Source organism: Streptococcus sp. oral taxon 061 (assembly GCF_964211575.1).
In the GTDB taxonomy this organism is placed as follows: domain Bacteria; phylum Bacillota; class Bacilli; order Lactobacillales; family Streptococcaceae; genus Streptococcus.
The window spans coordinates 1-22,169 of record NZ_CAXOQQ010000012.1 but is presented as its reverse complement, the minus strand read 5'-3'; the positions used below and the strand labels follow the sequence as shown (position 1 = coordinate 22,169).

Genomic DNA, 22,169 nt, shown 5'->3' with positions numbered 1-22,169 from the left:
GAAAATCTGCCAGTAGTAATGTACCGACAGATTTAATAGACGATTTCAAAAATCCCATGATTGGTTGAGATAAACGTTCCTGAAAGGTCTAAATCCCGACCATAGGCTTGATAATCAATATAGTTTTGAAGACTAGCTGGTACTTCGCCTAAAGCACCCGTTTCTTCAATGTAGTAGCGTGCCACGTCATACATATCATCACAATCGGAATGAATGATAATATCCTCTTGATGTTCGCTTAGTTCTTCAATGCTTGAAAAATGAGTGAGCAGAGCAGATAGCTCCGATTGTAATTCTTCGGGTAATTCCGATACCATTTCCCATAGTCGATTGAGTTCGCCAATGGAAGTGTATTCGTCAACCGTAAAGGGTAACTCGTAGTCATGAATGGCGTATTCCTCATATTCATCATTCAAGCCGATTTTCTCTTTGACTTCCTCAAAGTCAATGGGAAAGGTAAACCACGCACCGACCAATTCGCCCTCATTGTATTTGCCTAAATTCGCAATATAGACTTGCATATCGTCCATATATTCACGTCCTTTCTTTGTAGAGATTCAAAAATCCCTACCGCACTTCGTTTGGTGTACCATTCCTTTGCGGAACATAAGAAAACCACTTATATTCCACAAAAGAACGGTTTTATTTAAGCACCAATAATGCGATTGAATAGCTCTAGTAAAATGTCTTTTACTCCAGCAGCGTTGAAGACTAAGCCAACCGCAATAATCGCAATAATTAAAAAGCCAATCAGTTTGCTAAACTCACGCTTGAAGCCAAGATACAAGCCAATCACAACGATTGCTAAAAGCACCAGTGATTGAGCGTTTGATAGAAACCAGTTATAAAGGTTTTGTCCAAAATTCATAAAAATGTTCTCCTCTCTATATTCAATGAATTTGTATTTGAGTTATTTTTTTGTTGTTATCACGTCCTGTTCTTTTACTGACTGTTGCTTCAAAATCTGCTTGTGTCGGTCTGTCAGTTTCGCATGGTCGAGAATGTCTTTTACAACCTGCGTCTGGTTGATTTCATCAAGTTTAATCGCAACCTTTAAGGTCGGGGCAACTTGATGAGATAGCCAGTTCAGCGTCCTTTGGAAGGAGTAAGGCTCTGGTTTTGTGGTTAGTTTTAATCGTTCACGATTGTTCCCAATAAACCAAGCCCATTCTTCATTCAGTTTCCAATCAGAACGAGGTTTGGAATCGTCTTTATCTACAAAACGGATATACCGATTGATAATTTTAAAGGCGGTATGCTCTGGATTGTCATAGACGAGTAAATCACGGACTGCATAATAGGCACGCTCATTTTTCAATCGAATCTCAAAACGGTTTTTTACTTCTGCGTCTTCAATGGGAATATCATTTTTCTTGTACTGCTCGTAGTCCTTTTCATAGATACAGAAATAAACTTCACTTTGTAATGAACCGATATAGAGGGTGTTTCCCATACATTCCTTTTCCTCTTTGCGTACCAGTTCGCCACTGCGATAGCTTTTAAAACTGCGGAAGACGGAGATACATTCTTCCTGTTGGCACTTTTCAGTGAGTACAGGGATATTCAAAATCCCTGTCTTATCGTTAATGGCAAGGTCAAGGCGTTTCATCACACCGCCAGCCACCAAAACGTCCATAAAGAACTCATACCAGCTTCTTTGTTGTGCCAGAAGATAGCTTTCAAATTGTCTGCACCCACGACCTTTCAATTCCACCAGAACTCCTTTGTCCAGTTCATGGGAGCAAAGGACGAATATGTCGCCTAAAGCATAATGCTCTGAATAAGAATAGAAACCATAGTCCTCATGAAGAAAATAGGACAGTTTCAGTTGTAAGATGTTTTCGACCACCTGCTGTACGTCTGTTGTCGGAAAGCGAATCCTTACATAATCAAACAGCATTTCAAGGGGAGCGTCGGGATTGAAGCGTTCCAGAGCTTCCCAAAGGGACTGCTGTAAATCCTCTGATGGCTTGACTTTTCCTGTTTCAATATCGCTTAGATACTGCCTTGTAATACCAGTCGCAACAGCTAAACGGTTTTGAGATAGTCCATAAGCCAAGCGTTTTTCTTTTAAATGCTGTAACCAAGTTTGTTCATTCAGTAAAAATCCCTCCAATCAAAAAGGCGTATGTCAACTTTTAAAGCCCATTTGACATACGCTGAAATTTTGTAAATCCCTTGTAACCAAAGGATTTTCTAATGTTTTTTTGACTGTTTCCTGTCGATTTGTACCCCCCTGTTAGATACGGGGGGTTAAGTGCTGGCGTGGCTATTGCCACACCAGCCAGCAAGATCAGTCCACACCTGCGACTTCCGCTTCGCACGTCGCCTGCGTGGACTGTCTGCTGTTGGATAACTTTTTAATTTCCTCCAAGAAATCATATCCTTTTGGTACAAGGGGAGTATAAAACTCTGATATGACACTTGTTCCTACATCAACATAGCCACGACCTTTGATTCGCTTTAAGAAGAAATCCTTTTGTACGTCACTGCCAAACATCATGCCATAGCCCATTTCAGACATACGACCTAAAGCCACTCTGAAATTAAACTGATCACGGATTCCGTCGCCTAAATATTTTGCGTCTGGACGTTGACAAGCCAGTATTAGAAAGAAGCCAGCTTGACGACCTAACATGACAATCTGTTTCAGCTTATTCATAACTGCGGTGTTTTCTTTTGTTCCCAGCATTTCCATGAAAGCGACGTATTCATCAAAGATTAAGAAGTGTGCCGGGAGACCTAAGTAAGCATAATTTTTGCCAGTCTTATAGTTCTTCATCTGCTTCATTTCCTCACTACGTTTCATCATTTCTTCATAGAATGTTTCAATGCAAGAAAGCAAGTCTTCTTTTCTATAGTAGACATTTGCCATCACAGAACCTAAGTCCGCAAGGTCAGCATTTTTCGGGTCAAGAATATACAGTTTTGAATCTGTATGAAGCAAGGCTTCAATCAGTGTCAGTATAAAGTAAGTTTTACCGCCACCTGTACCACCAGCAATCAACATATGAGGGAGCTTATCATATTCCCACCATACGTTTTTCATTAAGCGAAGTTTACCATCTTTAGCTTCTACTTCATCAATAGAAATACGACTGGCTATGGTGTCATAGAGCAAAGTATATTCCACATAGGAATCCTTTAACTCTTTATCCGTCAGCTCACAGTACAAGCCACTCTCTAATTTCTTTTCCAAGTGTAAGAGTTGGTCTTGATATTTTCCCAGCGTGATTTCCACCCGTATCTGTATCAAGCCATTTTTAAGTCGATAATACATTTTAGGGAAGTAGGTTATCTTTTCCTTTGTACGACCAGCACTATCTTTAAAGAAACCCTCTGTTTTGACCTGTTCAGATTCATACCACTTGTTTTCAAGTATCATCTTTGCCAGTTTTTGACGGTGGTAAAGTTGTTTAACCGTATCATAGCGAACCCGTTTGAATACAAACGCTACCAGCAAGCAGATAAGAATTGCGACACTGAAACTGATAATTAAATAGGGAATGTCAATCTTATCTGCTTGTGATAGGTTAAAATCCTGCCAGTTGATCTGCTGGATTGTCTTCACATGAAACAGTCCGACAACCAGCAGGAAAACAGGCAGGAGTGACGCTATCGTAAAATGAAAGACTAAATCTTTACCAGATGGGCGAATCCTTTTACCACGCTGTTTCATGCGAAAAAGTCTCCTTTCTACCTAGCGACTATTTGTCTTGTGTCGGTTCTTTCTTTGCTTGTGGTTGAGCTTTGAATGAACTAGAATCCTTTGTCAGCACAATATCGTCTGCCTTGATATACCAGTCAACATCTGCTCCTTGATAGGTGGCAGTAGCAACGGTGTCCGCAATGGGATTGATAAGTTCCACCCGTGCGTTATAATCAAACTCTTTCAAAGGCACGCTGGCAGGAATACTTACTTGAATCATGCGTCCTTGTCCTTTGGATTTTAAGTCATAGGTACGTTCCTTGATTTCATCTGAAACCGACCCGTCTTCATTTTGGATTCTCACTTCACGACGTAGAGCAGAGAATTTCAATTCTCCAAAAGTCGTGTCTTTATCTAATACAATGCCATTTGCTAATCTCATCATTTTTCCTCTCTTTCTTTATTCTTTTATCATGTCGTCAGCATGTAAAAGGTAATTTGTAAAACCACGAGTGCCGATTTTGTAGCCCTCTGCGGTAATACGTGGATTGACTAACTTCACACGTTCCTCAAAGCCGAAATGTTTTTCGCCAGCTTCAGCAGGAAGCACCACCACAATATCATCTGCTCTTTGAACATCAGAATAGAGATTATAGCTTCTTGATAAGACAGTTAGCCGTCCGTTGATTCTTCGCTGAACGACTTTATCCTCGCCAGCAAATTCTAAATTGCCGAATGTTTTTTCCATGTTGGGAATCACAAATTTAAGTTCCATATTTTTACCTATCCTTTCTTTTTTATTGGCTGAATGAATGTTTGATGGTCTTAAAGAGTGGGGAACGACCTTTTGATTCTTGATTTTTTGTTTTCATAAGTTCACTTCCTTTCAAAATCGGGTAAAAAAATAGACACCTCATTTTTTGAAGTGTCTACCTATTAAATATTCAAATTTTATTGGAAGTATCTTTATATCTTCACTTTTCAAGGATAAATCGTCGTATCAAAGCTCATTCATAAGTAGTAAATTAGTAGTAAATTGAGTGGTTTTGACCTTGATAAAGTGTGATAAGTCCAGTTTTTATGCGGATAACTAGATTTTTATGCTATTTTTATATACAAAATTCGAACTTTAAATTTTTATCTTTTTTATATTATTGAGTAACCTAAATTGCCCAATTTGTAAAATTTAGCTAGACAAAAAAAGACATCCAAGAGAAATTTCTTAAATGTCTGTAAACGTTGATATAAGCGTGTTGATTAACGTTTTGATAATTGTGATGCTTTACGAGCTTTCTTAAGACCTGGTTTGAAAAGTATGGATTCCAGTTGGACTAAAAACAGCGTAATATCAAGGATTTTCAGAACGATATCTACTGATTAATTTCATAAAATATGAATCAATAGATTATAAATAGGGGAATAATTTAGGTCTGTGAGCATTAAAATAATACACCTAACTTTGATCACCGTTTTTTAGTTATTCACTCTTTTTTCGGATAGTGTTTTTTAAGTTATGATGTAAAATGCCGCAATTAAAGCACTATACATCATAATCGGAGGATAGAGAATTAGGGATAGAATCAATCCCACTCCTTTAATTATTAGGTCAGGTATCAATAACTTCCTATATTGTGCGGTAGCTTCAAGTAATTCTTTCTGATCTATATTGGGTTTATCAATTACTTTATGTAAAAACCAGTTTGCTACCGTTGAAACAATAACGATCAGTCCATAAAAGAGCTGTGCCGTATGATTCATGAAATGACTACTAACTATTCCAGTAGCATAGGGCATAATTGAAACAAAAAATAAAAGATACAAATTCTTTCAAATTTCTCCCTTTTCAACTTGGCTAACTTGACCTACATTACCTAGGTCGCTTTGCTTTAAATTATACTTTTTTCTTAAACATTTGATACGAGTAGGTATTTTTTGTGAGTAATTTTCATCAAAAAATTTCATAGATAAGTCCTATATATAATCATGGTAAAGTAGTAAAAATAGTTGTTATCCTAGTTGATTAAAAAAGTCTTTGATTTCCTCATCTTTTATAAAATAATATATAATTTTCCCCTCTCTTCTAGTATCCAAGATGTTTTGATTGGCTAGTTTACGAAGATGGTGGGAGGCAGATGCAATACTGAGATCTAGTAAACAGGCTATATCACAGACACAGAGTTCTTCAACAGCAAGGAGATAAAAGATGATATTTATCTGTTTATTATCGGTAAATTTTGATAAAATGCGAAGTGATTTTTGGACTTTTTCCTTTTCAAAGTAGTTCGTTGCGGTTGTAACATTTTGTTGATTAATAACATCCACTTGGCAGATACTATCTTTTTTCATAATTTTTTCTCCTAGCCGAACACAGTCCTTAGCATGTCAAAGCTGTTGTTTTCAATCAGGATATACATCCCCAATCCTAAATAAACAACGGCAATAAACCATCTGCTATATTTCTCCAAAGTTTCTCCAACAGAAGGGACTTGTGCCAATTTTTGGGCAGAAAAAACCAAGAGATAAATCATGACTAGAAAGGTAAGTAAAGCCACTATCAAATTCGCTAAATTTAAGGTAATAAAATATGGGACAAAAACACCAATATTGTCAGCACCACAACTTGCAAAAGTAATCATAGCGACTAGAAAAATCAGGTTTTTATCATCTTTGCGCAAACCATCTTTTGCAATAGCTTCTCCATCAGAATCTCCTAAAAGCAAAACTTTGAGGCCTAGGAAAATTGGAATCAAACCGAGTAAACCTAAAATCTCTTTACTAGGAATATAATTTAAGACAAATGCAAAAAGCAAACTTAGCAATATTAGACTAACAGAGCCTAGAAATTGTCCTAAATAGATGTTAATGATGTCTTTTCTGCTTTTTCTTTTGGCAAAAAATAACATTAGGATAATAAGTAAGTCTACGGCTGTCCCAGAATACAGGATTATTGAAGTAACAATATTTTGAATCATAAAACACCTCATTCAAATATATTTTTGAATGTATTCTAACATTAAACTTTGTAGATGTCAACTTCAGCTCCATCAAAGTATAGATAAGAAGGTAGAGATTGGACTGAAATATAGTGAAATGTATTAAAATTGAAAAAAGAAAAAACGCTTGAAATCAGATTTTTTCTTATGTATTGATTCGTATTGAATGCTTACTTCACTTCTGTAAAAATTAACTTCTACACCTACAAAGCTTATTCTGACAGACTTTATAATAGTCTAAGAAAAAAAGTAGAGATTGATACAGTATCTAGATTTTCCAAAAATTCTTTATCATCAATTATTATTAACGAAACTATTCAAATCAAATCCGATGCATTGCTTCAAAGAATTCTTTAGTTGTTTGACTAGTGAGGTCTTTAATTAAAAATTTTTTTCAAATAATTGCCACATTGACACATAAATTCTTGCTTTCTAAACTTAAGTGTGATATATTTATAACATAAATTTAAGTGTTATATATTTATAACACAAAAAGGAGTCTATCATGAAAAAAAGTCAAAAAATGCGTGGCCTCATTGCAGTGATTGCCGTAGCTCTCTTTATTGATTTTATTGTTTTATTTGGTTCTAATCTTAGTTGGGGACCCAAGTTAGTTATTACTGGTATTTCAGTGTCAGGTCAAATTATAGCTATTTGGAGCTGGCTACATATGAAACCATGTCCTCATAAGAGTCAGAAAGGTAAGGGGAAGACTATTTTTGACTTGTCTGCTAAGCTTTACACGGTACTTGTGTTTGCAGCAAGCATTTTTTATACAGTAGGGATTTGGGTTGCGACCCCAAGCGTAAGTTCTGGTATTAAAGAATGGATTTTGGGAATTGGCCTCGTTATTGAAGTGATTTTATTTGCTTTTTTCTGTTTGAAAAATGTCAAGGAAACTCCGGATGAACGCTTTTATGCTAATTTATCCAAGGCAGCCAGCTTGATGTTTGTTTTTATACTAGGCGCACTGATAATCCTAGCAGTTATCGTTGGGTATATGGGGTCTCTCACTCTTTACATGGGCCAGATCTTTATTAGCATAGCTGCCTTGATTTGCATCTTTGCGGTTGTCTATCTTATCTTGGAACGGAGAGGATAAGCATGGCCAAAGAAAGCAAGATTATTACTAATCTCAAATCTGTTCGTGAGTCCACAGGCATGACCCAGCAGGAGTTAGCCGACCTCATCGGTATGCGACGCGAGACAATTCTGCACTTGGAAAATAACCGTTACAATCCTTCACTGGAAATGGCTCTTAAAATTGCTCAAGTTTTTGATTTGAAAGTAGAAGACCTCTTTGAACTCAGACAGAAAGAGGAAGCATAATTCTTTTCGATTCGTGGCTACAAATTGACTCCAAAAGGAGAGCGGATACTGGAACAATACCAGGTCATTGTCGACCGTCATCCAAAGAAAAATCTCTAATTAAGCCACTTTTTGGTTGACTTCCTATTAAACTACCTTGTCACTAATATTTGAAATCCACTTCCTTTTAGGGTACAATGGTAGAAATGAATTTTGAAAGGACCAACATGAAAAAATTAGCTACACTACTACTCATTTCAACTTTTGCTCTTGGTGGATGTACAAGCATCCAACGTACACTTCGTGGGGATGATTACGTGGATTCTAAGATTGCTGCTGAGGAAAGTTCAAAAGCGACTGCCCAAGCAGAAAAAGATTTGAAAGACGCCTTAACAAACGAAAATGCTAACTTCCCTCAACTTTCTAAGGAAGTTGCTGAAGACGAGGCTGAAGCTATTCTCCACACAAGCCTAGGCGATATCCGCATCAAGCTCTTTCCAAAGTTAGCTCCACTTGCCGTTGAAAACTTCCTTACTCACGCTAAGGAAGGCTACTACAATGGTGTTACCTTCCATCGTGTGATTGACGGATTTATGGTACAAACCGGAGATCCAAAAGGAGATGGTACAGGCGGTGAATCTATCTGGCATGATAAGGATAAAACCAAGGACAAGGGGACCGGTTTTAAAAATGAAATCTCTCCATACCTCTATAATATCCGTGGTTCCCTATCCATGGCCAATACTGGTCAACCAAGCTCAAATGGTAGCCAGTTCTTCATCAACCAAAGTACAACAGATTATTCTGCTAAACTTCCAACAAGTAGCTATCCTAAGAAAATTATCGAAGCCTACAAAGAAGGCGGAAATCCAACTCTTGATGGAAAACACCCAGTCTTTGGTCAAGTAATCGATGGGATGGACGTTGTAGATAAAATTGCTAAAGCAGAAAAAAATGAAAAAGATAAACCAACTACTGCTATTACCATCGACAGTATCGAAATTGTTAAAGACTACGATTTCAGTAAACAATAACACCATTAACTATAACTATAAGGAGATGTTAAAATGATTCTATTTTGGGGGTCAAAAGGTTACCAAAAAGTGTTGGGACATACACAAACTGCTATCGAATGTGATCATTGTAACAATGTTGGTACTTGGGAAATTACGGAATACGGACGCAAGTTCACTCTTTACTGGATTCCACTCTTTCCTTACGGTAAAACCTATTTCGTTTCTTGCCCGATTTGTCACTATGGAAAAGAAATTCAAAAGTCTGAGGTTGAACAATATCTAAACTATTAATAAAAGATAGGTCATGTGCCTATCTTTTTTTATTTACACTTCCATGTAAACGCTCTATTTTCTTCTCCAGTTATGATATAATACAGTTAACAGTAACAATGGAGGCTCTCCTATGAAACCATATAAAATAAGCTTGATACGACTTTGCTTGGTCTTATTAGGATATTTACTCTATAATCTTGTTTTTTTTGCTCCCTTCTATTCATCAGGTTATGCTATTATCATTCTACCGCCTGTATTCTTTTTAGCAATAGCTTTCATTCTTTTTGGTAATTTTTTTGCCTTCAGAGATCCTCTGAAATTAAAATCAACCTTTAAAGATAATCAGCTAGTCCAAAAGACTAGTAATATACAATTAATTTTAGCGACTATAGGAGTCTGCTTACAATTATCAAATATAGTATATCTAAGTTTGTGGTCAATCAATTATATTTATAATTTCCTAATGTTGTTTACCGTTAGTCTCCTATACTCTGTTATCTTCTTTATTGGAAACTTTCAAAAAACGAAGCTCAATCAAGATAACATGTCTTCTAACATATCAAGTTTTGTTTTTGGAACTATAGTCATTTTGTTATGTAATTTATTGTTAATCATGAATAGCAAAGTTTCGTTATGGGGCTCAACTGTTCAATATGTACAAGACTTTAAAGACTTTGGCCTAAAAGGAAAAGTCGAAGTACGTGAGAAAGAACATTTAAATGAGCCTTATAACGGAACTCTTACTACTTTATTCTATAAAGAGACTTTATCGAACGGAGAAAATTTTATCGATTATATTTATGTTTCTGATGTTCATAATGGAACACACGTGACAACATTAGATGAAGCGGCCAAGGAAGAAATTCGTTCCTATCTTGAAAACGATGCGGAAAGGGAGTTATTTGATAAAGTTACACTTGAACAATTTGAATTTGTCTTAAATGTCTACGAAGAAAGAATAAGAGATCTAAAACTAAAAGAAGATATAGTGACTAAACTTAATGAGGCAGTTGGTTTCAAATTACTAGAGAATAATTCTGTCGAGATTACACCAGCTGACAAAAGAAAATTTGATAGTATTCTTATTAAAGAGGCTGTAAAAAATAGAGAAAATGGAGATACAGATATTGCAGGATTTTACAATATCGATATTAACAAACATATCAACAATAAATCTCTAATCATTTCTATCAAGTACTTAAATTTCAGTATAATCGATGATAGACAAAATTATAAAAATGATAATCGTGTAGACTACTTAAAAGATAAATTAACATCACTTCCAGTCGGAACTCTATCAGATGGTATCTATAAATTCACTTTTAGCACTTTATCTGACGGTAAATATACCGACGTCAACATCACTATGGTTGTTGAAAATGGTAAGAGTTACTTGGAATAAGATAGTCTTAAGCAACTAAATTAGTCAAAAATCCAAGTCTCGTCGACTTGGATTTTTTATAACTATTTATGTTAGCTCATTAAAGTCCCAGATTTGATCCATCCAGCCTTCATAGAAGTCTGGTTCGTGGCAAACCATAAGGATAGATCCTTTATATTCTTTCAGAGCTCGTTTGAGCTCATCCTTAGCATCCACATCCAAGTGGTTGGTAGGCTCGTCTAGAACAAGGACATTGTTCTCACGATTCATCAAGAGACAGAAACGAACCTTGGCTTGTTCCCCACCTGATAAGACTTGAATTTGGCTTTCGATGTGCTTAGTCGTCAAACCACAACGAGCAAGAGCTGCACGGACTTCTGCTTGATTAAGGGCTGGAAAGGCATTCCAAACTGCTTCTAGAGGTGTTTGGCGATTGCCACCTTCCACCTCTTGTTCAAAGTAACCCAGTTCTAGGTAATCACCACGTTCCACTTCCCCAGAAATGGGCGGGATAATGCCCAAAAGACTCTTCAAGAGAGTTGTTTTCCCGATACCATTGGCACCAATGATAGCAACCTTTTGATTGCGCTCAAAGGTAAGATTTAATGGTTTTGTAAGTGGGCGGTCGTAACCAATCTGCAAGTCCTTGGCTTGGAAAATAAATCGACCTGGTGTACGAGCTGGTTTAAAATCAAAGGACGGCTTTGGTCTCTCACTTTGAAGCTCGATAATGTCCATCTTATCCAATTTCTTCTGGCGAGACATGGCCATATTACGGGTAGCAACACGCGCCTTATTACGGGCTACGAAATCCTTGAGATCGGCAATTTCTTTCTGTTGACGCTCATAGGCAGCTTCCAGCTGCGATTTCTTCATGGCATAGACTTCTTGGAACTGGTAGTAATCGCCAGAGTAGCGTGTCAACTGTTGATTTTCAACGTGATATACGATATTGATCACATCATTGAGGAATGGAATATCGTGAGAGATAAGAACAAAGGCATTCTCATAGTTTTGAAGATAACGCTTGAGCCAGTCAATATGCTCCGCATCTAGATAGTTGGTTGGCTCATCCAAAAGCAAGATATCTGGCTTTTCAAGGAGGAGTTTAGCCAAAAGTACCTTGGTTCTTTGTCCACCAGATAAGGCTGTTACGTCCGTATCCATACCATAATCCATGACACCAAGAGCACGCGCGACTTCGTCAATCTTAGCATCCAAGGTATAGAAGTCACGACTTTCCAAACGGTCCTGAAGTTCGCCGACTTCTTCCATTAGGGCATCAATATCAGCGCCCTCTTCTGCCATTTCCATATAAAGGTCATTGATCCGAGCTTCGGCTTTGAATAATTCGTCAAAGGCTGTACGCAAAACATCACGCACAGTTTGACCTTCTTTGAGAACTGCATGCTGGTCCAGGTAACCTGCTGTCACATATTTGGACCATTCCACCTTACCTTCATCAGGTACCAACTTACCAGTCACGATGCTCATGAAGGTTGATTTCCCTTCACCGTTAGCACCAACTAGTCCGATGTGTTCACCTTTGAGGAGACGGAAAGACACGTCTTCAAAAATCGCACGGTCACCAAAACCGTGACTTAAATTTTTTACTTCTAAGATACTCATTTTAATTCCTTATCTTGTTTTTATGTAGTAGTTTATAAAGGACCCAAGCCAGGTAACCACCCAAAGTGTTGGTCCATAAATCATCAATCTCAAAGACCCGATTGAAATCAAAGAAAAAGTCTAAAACTAGCTGTGTGCACTCGATGCTTAAGCTCAATAAAAAGCTAAACAAAATCACTCTCTTCGTTTTTCTTAGACTAGGGATGAGATAGAGAAGCTGGAAAATTAAAGGGAAGAGCAAGAGGACATTTAAGGCGTTTTGCAAAAAAATCCAAAATAGTTGTATAGGGCTGGTTACTTCTCCCAGATTCCAAAGGGAGTTAAAAGGCGTCAAAAGAAAAACCAGGCGTCCAAAAGTTTGAATACCTGGAGTTTCCACTCCTGTAGGAAGTTGAGGCTGGGGAGTAAAACAAAAACAGACGATACAAAGACTGTATAATAGCACTCCCAAAATTAGTATTTTTTTTCGATTCATCTTATGGATTTACTTCAGCTACTGCTTTTTGGCGATCACGCTTCATGGTATTTGAACGCAATTGTCCGCATGCGGCATCAATATCTGTACCGTGTTCTTGACGAACAACACAGTTGACGCCTTTTTTCTTGAGCGTATCATAGAAGACCATTACACGCTCTTTCGGACTACGACTGTATTGGTCGTGCTCACTAACTGGGTTGTAAGGAATCAAGTTGACATATGACAATTTCTTGATATTTTTCAGCAATTCTGCCAACTCAAGCGCTTGTTCGACTCCATCATTAACTTCATTGAGCATGATGTACTCAAAAGTCACACGGCGGTTAGTTGTCTCGATGTAATACTCAATCGCTGCAAAGAGTTTTTCAATTGGGAAGGCACGGTTAATCTTCATGATGCTTGAACGCAGTTCATTGTTTGGCGCATGAAGTGAGACAGCAAGGTTAACCTGTACACCTTCATTAGCAAACTCACGGATTTTGTGAGCCAAACCTGAAGTTGATACAGTGATATGGCGAGCACCAATTGCCATTCCCTTATCGTCGTTGATGGTACGGATAAAGTTCAAGACGTTATTGTAGTTGTCAAATGGTTCTCCAATCCCCATAACAACAATATGGCTAACACGTTCATCTTGTCCACGTTCGTCAAAATATTTTTGAACCAACATAATCTGTGCAACAATTTCTCCGTTATTGAGGTCACGTTGCTTCTTAATCAATCCTGAAGCACAGAAGGTACAACCGATATTGCATCCTACTTGAGTTGTTACACAGACTGACAAACCATAGTGCTGACGCATCAGAACTGTCTCAATCAGCATCCCATCTGGTAACTCAAAGAGGTACTTCACAGTTCCATCGGCTGACTCTTGAACGATACGTTGTTTCAAGGGATTGACAACAAACTGCTCGTTGAGCTTGGCAATCAGATCCTTAGACAAGTTGGTCATTTCTTCAAATGTCTGAACACGTTTACGGTAAAGCCACTCCCAGATTTGATCCGCACGGAATTTTTTTTCTCCCTGTTCCAAGACCCATTCTTGCATTCCTTGACGAGTTAAACTGTAAATCGACGGTTTCATCTTTTCTCCTTATTCTCTAATCTTTCTGACGGATGACGAAATGACGTTGTCCCTTTTCTTCATTCTGTGATTTCTGCTCTTTACGACGTCGTCTATTTCTCTTGTCCGTATGATTTCTTTTCTTATTCTGAGAAGTTTTCTTGCCTTTTCGAGTATCTTTTTCTTCCTCTTTTTTACGCATTTTTTGGTCAAATGATGCTCGTTTAGGAGTTTCATTTTCTAGGACAAAATAAGCACAACCATAGCTACAATACTCGAGTAGGTAATCTTGTAAACGACTGATTTTCTCGAGAGATTCTTCAGCTCGCTCATTCTTGTAGAATCCTCGCAAGCGCAACTGCTCATTGCTCCAGTCTCCTACAATATAATCATACTTATTTAAAACTTCCGAAAAGCGTTGAGTAAAAGCTGTTGCATCAAAAGCGTCCTTACTATTTTCAACCAAATTAAAGGAAAAACCTTCAGCCTCGACTTTATCTCCAGATAGATGAAATTCAGGACCAGGGAATTTATTGTAATTGTATAATTCAGGTGCAATTTCTTTACGCATAATATTCCTTTTTAACGTTTACTTAATACTCTATTTTACCATATTTTTGCCATATTTACATCTTTTGATTTAAAATGAAAAAAGTCTGACGATTTAAGCATTGATTAGCTAAATCTTGTTCCAAGTTTATAGAAAAAGAAAAAACTGGGGGGGCCCAGTTTTTTTATGATTACATGTAAAGTAATTTGAAAAGTGCTACAGCGGCAATAGCAGCAGCAATCGGTGCAACTACTGGTACCCAAGCATACCACCATTTAGAATCACCCTTGTGCTCACCAAGGATTGATTTAGGAAGTACTGCGTGAAGAAGACGTGGTCCAAAGTCACGAGCTGGGTTCAAACCAGGTCCTGAAGGTCCTCCAAGTGAAGTAACCAAAGCCATTACCAAGAAACCAAGAGCCAAGTGTGCGATACCAAGACCTGGTGACAAGAATGGAGCTACTTGAGTTTTTGCTTGTTCAAGATATGCAGTGACTTGTTCTTGAGGAATTGTTTGACCTTGAGCAGTCGCTTGTGCCACTTGTTCGTTAACCAACGCTTGTGCTTTAGCAACCAATTCAGCACCAAAGTAGTTCTTTGTCAAACCAAGAGCTGCAAAGAAGAGAACGAATGAACCAACGAACTCGTTGATAAAACCGTTAACTGTTGCTGCATAACGTGATTCTTTTGTACCGTGGTCCAAACTTGAAATCGTTGAGAAAGATCCCAAGATATTATTTGGATTTTCCGTCTTCAAGTAGTATGGACGGTGAGTCGCAACAACCAAGGCTTGTCCGAAGATTGCTCCCAAAACTTGTGCGATGATGTAAAATGGTACTTGTGCCCAAGGGAAGAGACCGCTAACTGCAAGTCCAAGAGTGAAGGCTGGATTGATGTGGTTACCAGAAACGTTACCAAACATCAAAGCAGGGATCATAACCCCCATACCGTAACCAACAGCGATAACGAGCCAGCCACTTTGGTGACCTTTCGTACCTTTAAGTTCAACGTTGGCAACTGCACCATTTCCCAAGATAATCAAGATGGCTGTTCCCAAAAATTCAGTGGCATATTTGACTGCCCATGTGAAATCCATTGATAGATTCTCCTTAATATTTTTTAGACAATCCCTATTCTATCAATTTTTAAATCTTTTAGCAACAGATTTTCTAAAAGAATCCAAGTGGAAAACGCTTTTATTTTCACTCTTCAAAAAAGACCTAACAAAGTGAGTTTGTTAAGCCTTCATTTCAATTATTCTTGACGCTGACCAAAGTCCCTAATCATTTGTTCCATCTCCTCACGACTTGGTGTCGTAAGCATATAGAGATAGTCTCCTTGCAATTCAGCAAAGGCTGCCGGCATGATTTTCTTTACCTTGAACTGCTGACCATATTTAGCGAGCAAGTCTTCTTCTGAATAAACATAGTTAGCATTGGCGCGACGGGATGTTGCCAAGCAATACTGGGTTTCAAACGGAGACTCTGGGAATGCTTCACCTGCAACGATAGCTGCATAGCCCTTGTACAAATCCAAGGAATGCGCATAGTTATAGACATCAATAGTGAAGCCACCCGCTGGACGGTTATTGTACTCAATGGCAATGTAATCATCACCCTCACGGAAGAACTCGATATGGAAGAAACGTTCTTTCATACCAAATTCCTTGACGATAGCCTCACCATACTTGCGAAGTTTCGGATCCATATCTTTAAGAACATAATAAGAATTGTCCATCTTGTAAATCATGAGATCAAGTGGTGTATGTGCATAGTCAAAGGTAGTTGAAAAGACGATATTCCCGTCTCTATCCACCAAACCATCGAAGGTACAGATTTCACTAGAGGTAACAAATTTTTCAAAGAAATAAACGGTTGAATGGTCCCATTCAGCCTTAAAGTGGTTTACATCATCTTCTGTTTCAAGTTTGAAGGTTGCTGCTGCCCCAACTCCATTGTCAGGTTTTGCAATCATGGGAAGACCGATTTCTTTCACAGCTTTGTCAACATCTGCTTCTGTTTCAATGACAGCACCTGGCACAACTGGTACCCCAGCTTTTTTGAAGAGTTTTTTCATCTCAGACTTAAACTTAGTCTTCTTGAGGTCTTCTGGTTTGGCACCAAAAACATTGAACTGTTCACGAAGAGCAGCATCCAACTCTAGCCAGTATTCATTGTGTGATTCAATGCGGTCAATTGGACCATGCTTATAGAAAAGAAAGGCAACTGCTCGTTTAACCTCATCGATACTTTCAAGATTATCAACTCGGAAGTACTCCGTCAAGCTATTGCGTAATGGTTCATCTAGTTGTTCGTAGGGTTCTTGCCCAATCCCTAGAACTGTGATTCCTTTATTGGCTAGCTCAATACTAAATTGCTGAAAAATTTGTGGGTAATAGGGTGAAATTACAAGATAATTCATAAGCAACTCCTTTTATAGACTCATATGACCGAGGAAATATGGCATTTGTTTACGCCACCATTCCCAGTCATGGGCAACATCGTGCCCCCATTCTGCAAACCAAGCAGGAATTTGTTTTTGGTCAAAGGCTTCTTTTAACTTGTAGTAAGAAGGAAGGCCATCCTGTTCCCAAGCACCTAGTCCAGTACAAATCACAATCTCATCCTGACGGTAACGATCAATAAACCAACCATCATTTTGATTCCAGATATAGTCTACTGGTGAATTTTGATAGATAGCATCATCGTTGTAGTAATCTCCAACAAAGAAACGAGCATCGTAGACACCACTGAGGGCAATTACCTTGGTAAAGACATCTGGATGCTGAAGGAAAAAGTTAAGTGCATGGTAAGCTCCCATAGAGCATCCTGTTGTCATCATACCGTCAAACCAGCCTGTCTTGTGCTTGATAAAAGGAATAGCTTCTTCAATCACATATCGTTCATAGGCACGGTGCATCTCAGCTTGATCATGACTATTTTTCCAAGTCGCAAGCCAGCTCTCACTATCTACACTTGAAAGGGTAAAGAACTGCACGCGACCTTCTTCAATAAAGGATGCACAAGCATCAATCATTCCAAAATCATAGTACTCATTGTGGCTACCACCTGAAGAAGCAAAGACAACAACTGGGATGCCTCCATGTCCGTATCGATTGACATACATTTCACGGTTAAGATGACCACTCCAGTGGCTAAGATGTTCAATATGCATATCCTGTCTCCTTTATACTAATTACCAATTTTCTGCAAAAAAGCGTAGGCAAGCTGGAAGATTTTCTGACCATGGCACTTCATGGTGAATGGCTCCAGCCTGAACCTTGAGAGAGATATTTCCCAACTCAACTCCTCCTGCTATCAAATCATGATAATAGCGAAGAGAAGAGTCAATATAGGCCTGCTTAATATTACCAGCCATAAGGGTCTTATCCGTGTCATCTGCTTCTTCCGTCCCGACATAGATAAAGACTCGTTGATTAGGTAATAGTTTTTTACGCTCCATATAGCGATCAAAGGCCTCTTGGTGAAGCCAGTTGGCTGATGAAAAGACACCCAAGCAGCCAATCTGATCCTGATACTCCAAGCCAATAAACTGGGTAATGTTGCCGCCTAGAGAAGACCCAACCATAGCAGTGTGCTTGCGGTCTGATTTTGTACGATAGTTTTCATCGATAAAGGGTTTGACCACTTCCATTACAAACTCAGCGTACTCGACTCCCTTACCACCAAACTGTTGACCGGGAATATTAGACTCTTGGAATTTCCATGCCGCATACTCATTCATTCGTCCTAGACCATCATTATCAATGGCCACTACAATCATACGGCTAATATCCGGATTCCGTTTAATGGTAGGAATGATCTTCCATGAATGACCGACATAGGATTCTTTACTGTAAAAGACATTTTGCCCATCATGGAAATAGACAACCGGATAAGTTCGATCCGTGTCTTTCTCGTAGTTTTTCGGTAGGAGAACACGTACACGGCGCTCCTTGCCTGTGTATGGAACCTTGAGTTTATGCTCTCGCATTTTCAGGTAAAAGTAGGATTGATTCATTGTCAGAAAACTCTCTATATTCAAAATTTTACCTAATTATATCATAAAAATAGAAAAAAAGTCAGTTCCCGTCCAAATTCAGGACAATAAACTAACTTTTTTTACTTATTTTATTTTTTCCTCTGGTTTTTCTGATTAAAGGAGGTCATCAATTAACTCATCAACCGCATCTTTCTCAGCTTGAGGGGTAATTTCCGTGATCATAATTCCTGCTACTGCTCGCTCAACCAATCCTTCAACATCCATACGTGTTTCATACTGTTCAGCATTCTTAATTTTAGGATTTGTTTTGGGACGATCAGGCGCAAAAATCGTACAGCAGTCTTCAAAAGGTTGGATAGAAATTTCAAAGGTATCAATTTCCTGAGCAATATCTATGATTTCCAACTTATCCATGGTCACAACTGGTCGGATAATCGGTGTATTGGTTACGGCGTTGATAGCCTGCATACTTTCTAGGGTTTGGCTTGCCACCTGACCAAGACTTTCACCATTGATGATGACCAAACCATTTCTCACTTCACGGATACGGTCTGTAATGCGCATCATAAAGCGGCGAGTCAGAGTCATGAGGTAAGCTTCTGGTGCCTTAGCCTTAATCTCTTCTTGAATCTCCGTGAATGGCACTTCGATAAACTGGATATTCCCACCGAACTTAGTCAATTTACGGGTCAAATCCTGAGCTTTCTTGAGGGCACCTGGACTAGTATACGGTGGGCTAGCAAAGTGAACAGCCTCGATATCTACACCACGTTTTAGTGCAAGATAACCTGCTACAGGAGAGTCAATCCCCCCTGACAACATGAGCATACCTTTCCCAGAAGTGCCAACTGGCAAACCACCAGCCCCACGAATGGTCTCATAGGAAAGATAAGCCGCCTCTTCACGAATCTCCACTTGCAGATTGATATCGGGATTTTTCATCTGGGCTTGTACATTTGGAATGGCATCAAAAACAGCACCACCAAGAACTTGGTTGAGTTCACGACTGTCTAACTCAAAGTTATGGTCGCTTCGCTTACTTGAGATTTTAAAGGTCATGCCTTCCTTATAGATGTCCTGCATAATCTCTTGGACAGCAGATTTAAGTACTTCTACAGATTTTTCAACCTTATATACTGGAGAAAAGTTTTGAATCCCGAAAACCTGTTTGAGAGACTCAGCTACTGCTGCATAGTCGGCTCCATTAAGATAAGCATGGGCACGGTCGCGATCAGCAGTTACCTTGACTTGAGGATAGATAGATAAAACATCTGAGATATTATTACGTAGTTTATTGATGAAACGCATCCGGTTTTTACCTTTGGTTGAAAGTTCACCGTAGCGAATCATAATTTCTGAATATTGCATGAATGCTCCTATCTTACTTTTCTAGTTTGATTGTAAATTAATTTTAGTTTGGTCAAAAATTGCTCAACTTGACTCATGTCATTTTCTAGGTCTAAGCTAAGGCGTACTGCTGACTGGGCCTTATCTTTTTCAACCCCCATGGCAATCAAGGTACCAGCAGGTTTTCCTGCCTTGGACGAGCAAGCAGAGGTTGTGGAAATGAAAATATCATAGTCTTCAAATGCATGAACGATGACTTCACCACGGACACCCTTAATCCCAAAAGTCAGAATATGAGGCGCAAAGTCTTCCTCACCTGAGAAAACAAAAATATCTGGATATTCAAGAAGGGCTTGCCGAATGACTGCCTTCATCTGACTTGTTTTGCTTGTAAACAAATCCAGTTTTTCCATGGCTAGACGCAGAGCCTTGGCTGTCGCAGCAATACCTGCTACATTCTCAGTTGTTGAACGATAGTCACGCTCTTGGCCACCACCAGTTAATAGGGGGGTGATTTTCTTGCCAGACTTGATATAGATAAATCCAACACCACGAACTCCGTGGAATTTATGACTAGAGAAGGTCGCAAAATCCACTCGGTCAGTTAGATAGGATTCTGTCGGAATCTTGGCTAAAGCCTGAACCGCATCAACATGGAAGGAAATCGTTGGTTTATCTGCTAATAGTTCTGAGATAGCTTGAATAGGCTGGATAGAGCCGATTTCATTGTTAACTGCCATGACGGAAACCAAGGTCGTATCAGGACGAAGTAGATTTTCTAAAGCAGTTACATCTACAAATCCCTTTTCATCAACTGGTGCAAAATCCACTTCAAAACCTTGAGTCTTCAGCCAGAGGGCTGACTCCTTGACTGCTGGGTGCTCAATAGCTGACACAATAATGTGTTTACCAAATTGCGCTTTTTCAAATGCAACCCCTTTGATAACCCAGTTGTCTCCTTCAGTACCACCAGATGTAAAGATGATTTCTTCACTATTTTTGCCAATCAAATCTGCAATCTGCTGACGAGATGCATCTAAAATTCTGGTAGACTGGTCTCCTAAACGATGAAGACTAGAAGGATTTCCAATAATTTTTGTAGACACCTGCATATAAGTCTCTAATGCTTCTGGATAAGGCTTGGTCGTAGCCGAGTTATCAAAGTAGATCATGGTTTCTCACGCTTTCTAAAATCACTCCTTCTATTGTAACACGAAACAGTTCAGGCTACAAGAAAGGCCGTTCAGGTTTATTTAAGTTTTTTTTAAAGATTTTAGGTATAATGAATCATAGTAAAGGAGAGCTATTATGTCTAACTATCGTAGAAGATCAAAACCTAAAACAGAACACATCAAAAAAGGGTTTACTGTCTTTCAAAAAACCATTGCAACGATTGCTAGTATTCTAGGTTTGATTACTGCTAGTATCACGATTATGAATGCCTTTGATAAAGATAAAGATAAAAAAGCTACAAATCCGCAAACAACTATTATCAAGGAAATCCAAAAGGAAAGCCCTGCTCAATCAAACGCTCCTGCACAGAGCCAACCAAGCAATCAAGAAACCACTCAAAAAGAAGAGGTTCAAACTCCTAGCAAGAAGGAGGATACAAAATCAGATAACAATTCTCAGAAAAATGAGCAATCTGATTCTTCTTCAAACACTCCAACTACTGAAGCAGGAGTTAGCGCAAATAACGGGGCATCTTAAGCATTTTTCAATACCAACGGTTACTTCGTTGGTATTTAATTTGCAGTTTTCTATACTTTCGAATCACAAAAAACCAGGAACTAGTGTCCCTGGTTTTTCTTTTTAAAACAAGCTATTCTGCATCGAATTAAGATTCGTACTTAGTCTTCTTTCCCTTTTTTGATAAAGGTTGCAGAAAGAACCAATCCAAGACTAGCTAGGAATGCTAAACCTACTGAATCTTGCTCACCAGTTGCTGGAAGTTGAGCTTTGGCTTCAGTTGCTGGAGCATGTGGTTGTTCTTGTTTTTGGTTTGTTGAAATTTGAGCTGGCTTGTGATCCGCAATTGGTGTAACTGGGTTTGCAACAGGCTCTTTATATTCTGGAACCTCATTCTTAGCAGCTTCAACTGCGTTAACGCCACCCTTGAACTCTGGAAGCTCATTCTTGTAAGCTTCAACTGCGTTAACACCACCCTTGAATTCTGGGAGCTCATTCTTGTCCGCTTCAACCCAATTAACGCCACCCTTGAACTCTGGAATGTCATAAACAGCCGCTTCTGCAGCATTAACGCCACCTATAAATTCAGGAATTTCAACTACTGGTGGTTCTTGATCGCCCTTACTTGAAAGGACTTCAGGTTCCGGAGTTGGTTTTGGATCTGGAGTTGGTTTTGGATCTGGAGTTGGTTCTGGATCCGGAGTTGGTTTCGGATCTGGAGTTGGCTCTGGATCCGGAGTTGGTTCTGGATCTGGAGTTGGCTCTGGATTTGGGGTTGGTTCTGGATCCGG

27 protein-coding genes are annotated in these 22,169 nt (G+C 38.8%); 6 read left to right on the top strand and 21 right to left on the bottom strand.

The window, feature by feature from the left end; all coding sequences use genetic code 11:
* Nucleotides 1-32: 32 nt before the first annotated feature.
* The 10 genes from AB8E63_RS08290 to AB8E63_RS08245 all read right to left on the bottom strand — a co-directional run bounded on the left by AB8E63_RS08290 (nt 33) and on the right by AB8E63_RS08245 (nt 6,621).
* On the bottom strand, nt 33-530 hold the full coding sequence (locus AB8E63_RS08290; protein ID WP_000342539.1) for an antirestriction protein ArdA: 498 nt from the start codon (nt 528-530) through the stop codon (nt 33-35).
* A gap of 116 nt (nt 531-646) precedes the next feature.
* Nucleotides 647-868, bottom strand: coding sequence for a hypothetical protein (locus AB8E63_RS08285; RefSeq protein WP_001009056.1), 222 nt, complete (start codon nt 866-868; stop codon nt 647-649).
* 42 nt (nt 869-910) lie between these two features.
* Nucleotides 911-2,116 carry a MobT family relaxase gene (gene mobT / locus AB8E63_RS08280; RefSeq protein ID WP_000398284.1) on the bottom strand — a complete coding sequence of 402 codons (1,206 nt, stop codon included), beginning with the start codon at nt 2,114-2,116 and terminating at the stop codon, nt 911-913.
* A gap of 22 nt (nt 2,117-2,138) precedes the next feature.
* The gene (locus tag AB8E63_RS08275) at nt 2,139-2,291 is read right to left on the bottom strand and encodes a hypothetical protein (protein WP_000879507.1); all 153 of its coding nucleotides are present in this window, start codon (nt 2,289-2,291) and stop codon (nt 2,139-2,141) included.
* 2 nt (nt 2,292-2,293) lie between these two features.
* Nucleotides 2,294-3,679, bottom strand: coding sequence for an FtsK/SpoIIIE domain-containing protein (locus AB8E63_RS08270; RefSeq protein ID WP_000813488.1), 1,386 nt, complete (start codon nt 3,677-3,679; stop codon nt 2,294-2,296).
* Between the two features lie 28 nt (nt 3,680-3,707).
* Nucleotides 3,708-4,094 (bottom strand): YdcP family protein, encoded by a 387-nt coding sequence (locus AB8E63_RS08265; protein ID WP_000985015.1) that lies wholly within the window; start codon nt 4,092-4,094, stop codon nt 3,708-3,710.
* A gap of 15 nt (nt 4,095-4,109) precedes the next feature.
* On the bottom strand, nt 4,110-4,424 hold the full coding sequence (locus tag AB8E63_RS08260) for a YdcP family protein (RefSeq protein ID WP_000420682.1): 315 nt from the start codon (nt 4,422-4,424) through the stop codon (nt 4,110-4,112).
* A 731-nt stretch (nt 4,425-5,155) separates the two neighbouring features.
* Nucleotides 5,156-5,407: a hypothetical protein gene (locus AB8E63_RS08255; protein WP_368910795.1), complete on the bottom strand. Its 252-nt coding sequence runs from the start codon at nt 5,405-5,407 to the stop codon at nt 5,156-5,158.
* 249 nt (nt 5,408-5,656) lie between these two features.
* Nucleotides 5,657-5,995: a Cd(II)/Zn(II)-sensing metalloregulatory transcriptional regulator CadX gene (gene cadX / locus AB8E63_RS08250; RefSeq protein WP_368910793.1), complete on the bottom strand. Its 339-nt coding sequence runs from the start codon at nt 5,993-5,995 to the stop codon at nt 5,657-5,659.
* A gap of 11 nt (nt 5,996-6,006) precedes the next feature.
* Entirely contained in the window at nt 6,007-6,621 is a 615-nt protein-coding gene (locus tag AB8E63_RS08245; protein WP_006155128.1) for a CadD family cadmium resistance transporter, read from the bottom strand.
* A 526-nt stretch (nt 6,622-7,147) separates the two neighbouring features.
* On the opposite strand from AB8E63_RS08245, the gene AB8E63_RS08240 reads away from it, so the two are divergent.
* From AB8E63_RS08240 to AB8E63_RS08220, 5 genes are all read left to right on the top strand, one after another.
* Complete coding sequence (locus tag AB8E63_RS08240; RefSeq protein ID WP_368910792.1) at nt 7,148-7,744, top strand: DUF3796 domain-containing protein; 597 nt, start codon at nt 7,148-7,150, stop codon at nt 7,742-7,744.
* A 2-nt stretch (nt 7,745-7,746) separates the two neighbouring features.
* On the top strand, nt 7,747-7,971 hold the full coding sequence (locus tag AB8E63_RS08235) for a helix-turn-helix transcriptional regulator (protein WP_006151257.1): 225 nt from the start codon (nt 7,747-7,749) through the stop codon (nt 7,969-7,971).
* A 206-nt stretch (nt 7,972-8,177) separates the two neighbouring features.
* Nucleotides 8,178-8,984 (top strand): peptidylprolyl isomerase, encoded by an 807-nt coding sequence (locus tag AB8E63_RS08230; protein WP_368910791.1) that lies wholly within the window; start codon nt 8,178-8,180, stop codon nt 8,982-8,984.
* A 33-nt stretch (nt 8,985-9,017) separates the two neighbouring features.
* Nucleotides 9,018-9,257, top strand: coding sequence for a zinc-ribbon domain-containing protein (locus tag AB8E63_RS08225; protein ID WP_368910789.1), 240 nt, complete (start codon nt 9,018-9,020; stop codon nt 9,255-9,257).
* 112 nt (nt 9,258-9,369) lie between these two features.
* Nucleotides 9,370-10,641, top strand: coding sequence for a hypothetical protein (locus AB8E63_RS08220; protein WP_368910788.1), 1,272 nt, complete (start codon nt 9,370-9,372; stop codon nt 10,639-10,641).
* 66 nt (nt 10,642-10,707) lie between these two features.
* On the opposite strand, the gene AB8E63_RS08215 is transcribed toward AB8E63_RS08220, so the two are convergent.
* The 10 genes from AB8E63_RS08215 to AB8E63_RS08170 form a co-directional block, all read right to left on the bottom strand.
* Nucleotides 10,708-12,249, bottom strand: coding sequence for an ABC-F family ATP-binding cassette domain-containing protein (locus AB8E63_RS08215; protein ID WP_368910786.1), 1,542 nt, complete (start codon nt 12,247-12,249; stop codon nt 10,708-10,710).
* 1 nt (nt 12,250) lies between these two features.
* Nucleotides 12,251-12,724 (bottom strand): VanZ family protein, encoded by a 474-nt coding sequence (locus AB8E63_RS08210; RefSeq protein WP_314945362.1) that lies wholly within the window; start codon nt 12,722-12,724, stop codon nt 12,251-12,253.
* 1 nt (nt 12,725) lies between these two features.
* The gene (gene rlmN, locus AB8E63_RS08205) at nt 12,726-13,811 is read right to left on the bottom strand and encodes a 23S rRNA (adenine(2503)-C(2))-methyltransferase RlmN (RefSeq protein WP_368910785.1); all 1,086 of its coding nucleotides are present in this window, start codon (nt 13,809-13,811) and stop codon (nt 12,726-12,728) included.
* Nucleotides 13,812-13,827: 16 nt separating this feature from the next.
* Nucleotides 13,828-14,361 (bottom strand): YutD family protein, encoded by a 534-nt coding sequence (locus tag AB8E63_RS08200; RefSeq protein WP_368910784.1) that lies wholly within the window; start codon nt 14,359-14,361, stop codon nt 13,828-13,830.
* 169 nt (nt 14,362-14,530) lie between these two features.
* Complete coding sequence (gla, locus tag AB8E63_RS08195) at nt 14,531-15,436, bottom strand: aquaglyceroporin Gla (protein WP_368910782.1); 906 nt, start codon at nt 15,434-15,436, stop codon at nt 14,531-14,533.
* A gap of 158 nt (nt 15,437-15,594) precedes the next feature.
* Nucleotides 15,595-16,761: an acetyl-CoA carboxylase biotin carboxylase subunit family protein gene (locus AB8E63_RS08190; protein WP_368910781.1), complete on the bottom strand. Its 1,167-nt coding sequence runs from the start codon at nt 16,759-16,761 to the stop codon at nt 15,595-15,597.
* Between the two features lie 12 nt (nt 16,762-16,773).
* On the bottom strand, nt 16,774-17,514 hold the full coding sequence (locus tag AB8E63_RS08185; RefSeq protein ID WP_006153429.1) for an esterase family protein: 741 nt from the start codon (nt 17,512-17,514) through the stop codon (nt 16,774-16,776).
* 21 nt (nt 17,515-17,535) lie between these two features.
* Entirely contained in the window at nt 17,536-18,360 is an 825-nt protein-coding gene (locus AB8E63_RS08180) for an alpha/beta hydrolase (RefSeq protein WP_368910780.1), read from the bottom strand.
* Nucleotides 18,361-18,495: 135 nt separating this feature from the next.
* Complete coding sequence (thiI, locus tag AB8E63_RS08175) at nt 18,496-19,710, bottom strand: tRNA uracil 4-sulfurtransferase ThiI (protein ID WP_368910779.1); 1,215 nt, start codon at nt 19,708-19,710, stop codon at nt 18,496-18,498.
* Between the two features lie 8 nt (nt 19,711-19,718).
* On the bottom strand, nt 19,719-20,861 hold the full coding sequence (locus AB8E63_RS08170) for a cysteine desulfurase family protein (RefSeq protein WP_368910777.1): 1,143 nt from the start codon (nt 20,859-20,861) through the stop codon (nt 19,719-19,721).
* A gap of 136 nt (nt 20,862-20,997) precedes the next feature.
* Here AB8E63_RS08170 and AB8E63_RS08165 point away from each other — a divergent pair, with 136 nt between their 5' ends.
* The gene (locus AB8E63_RS08165) at nt 20,998-21,399 is read left to right on the top strand and encodes a DUF6556 family protein (protein WP_223332785.1); all 402 of its coding nucleotides are present in this window, start codon (nt 20,998-21,000) and stop codon (nt 21,397-21,399) included.
* 140 nt (nt 21,400-21,539) lie between these two features.
* Here AB8E63_RS08165 and AB8E63_RS08160 read toward each other — a convergent pair.
* On the bottom strand, nt 21,540-22,169 hold a 630-nt coding region (locus tag AB8E63_RS08160), incomplete at its 5' end, for an SIALI-17 repeat-containing surface protein (protein WP_368910774.1).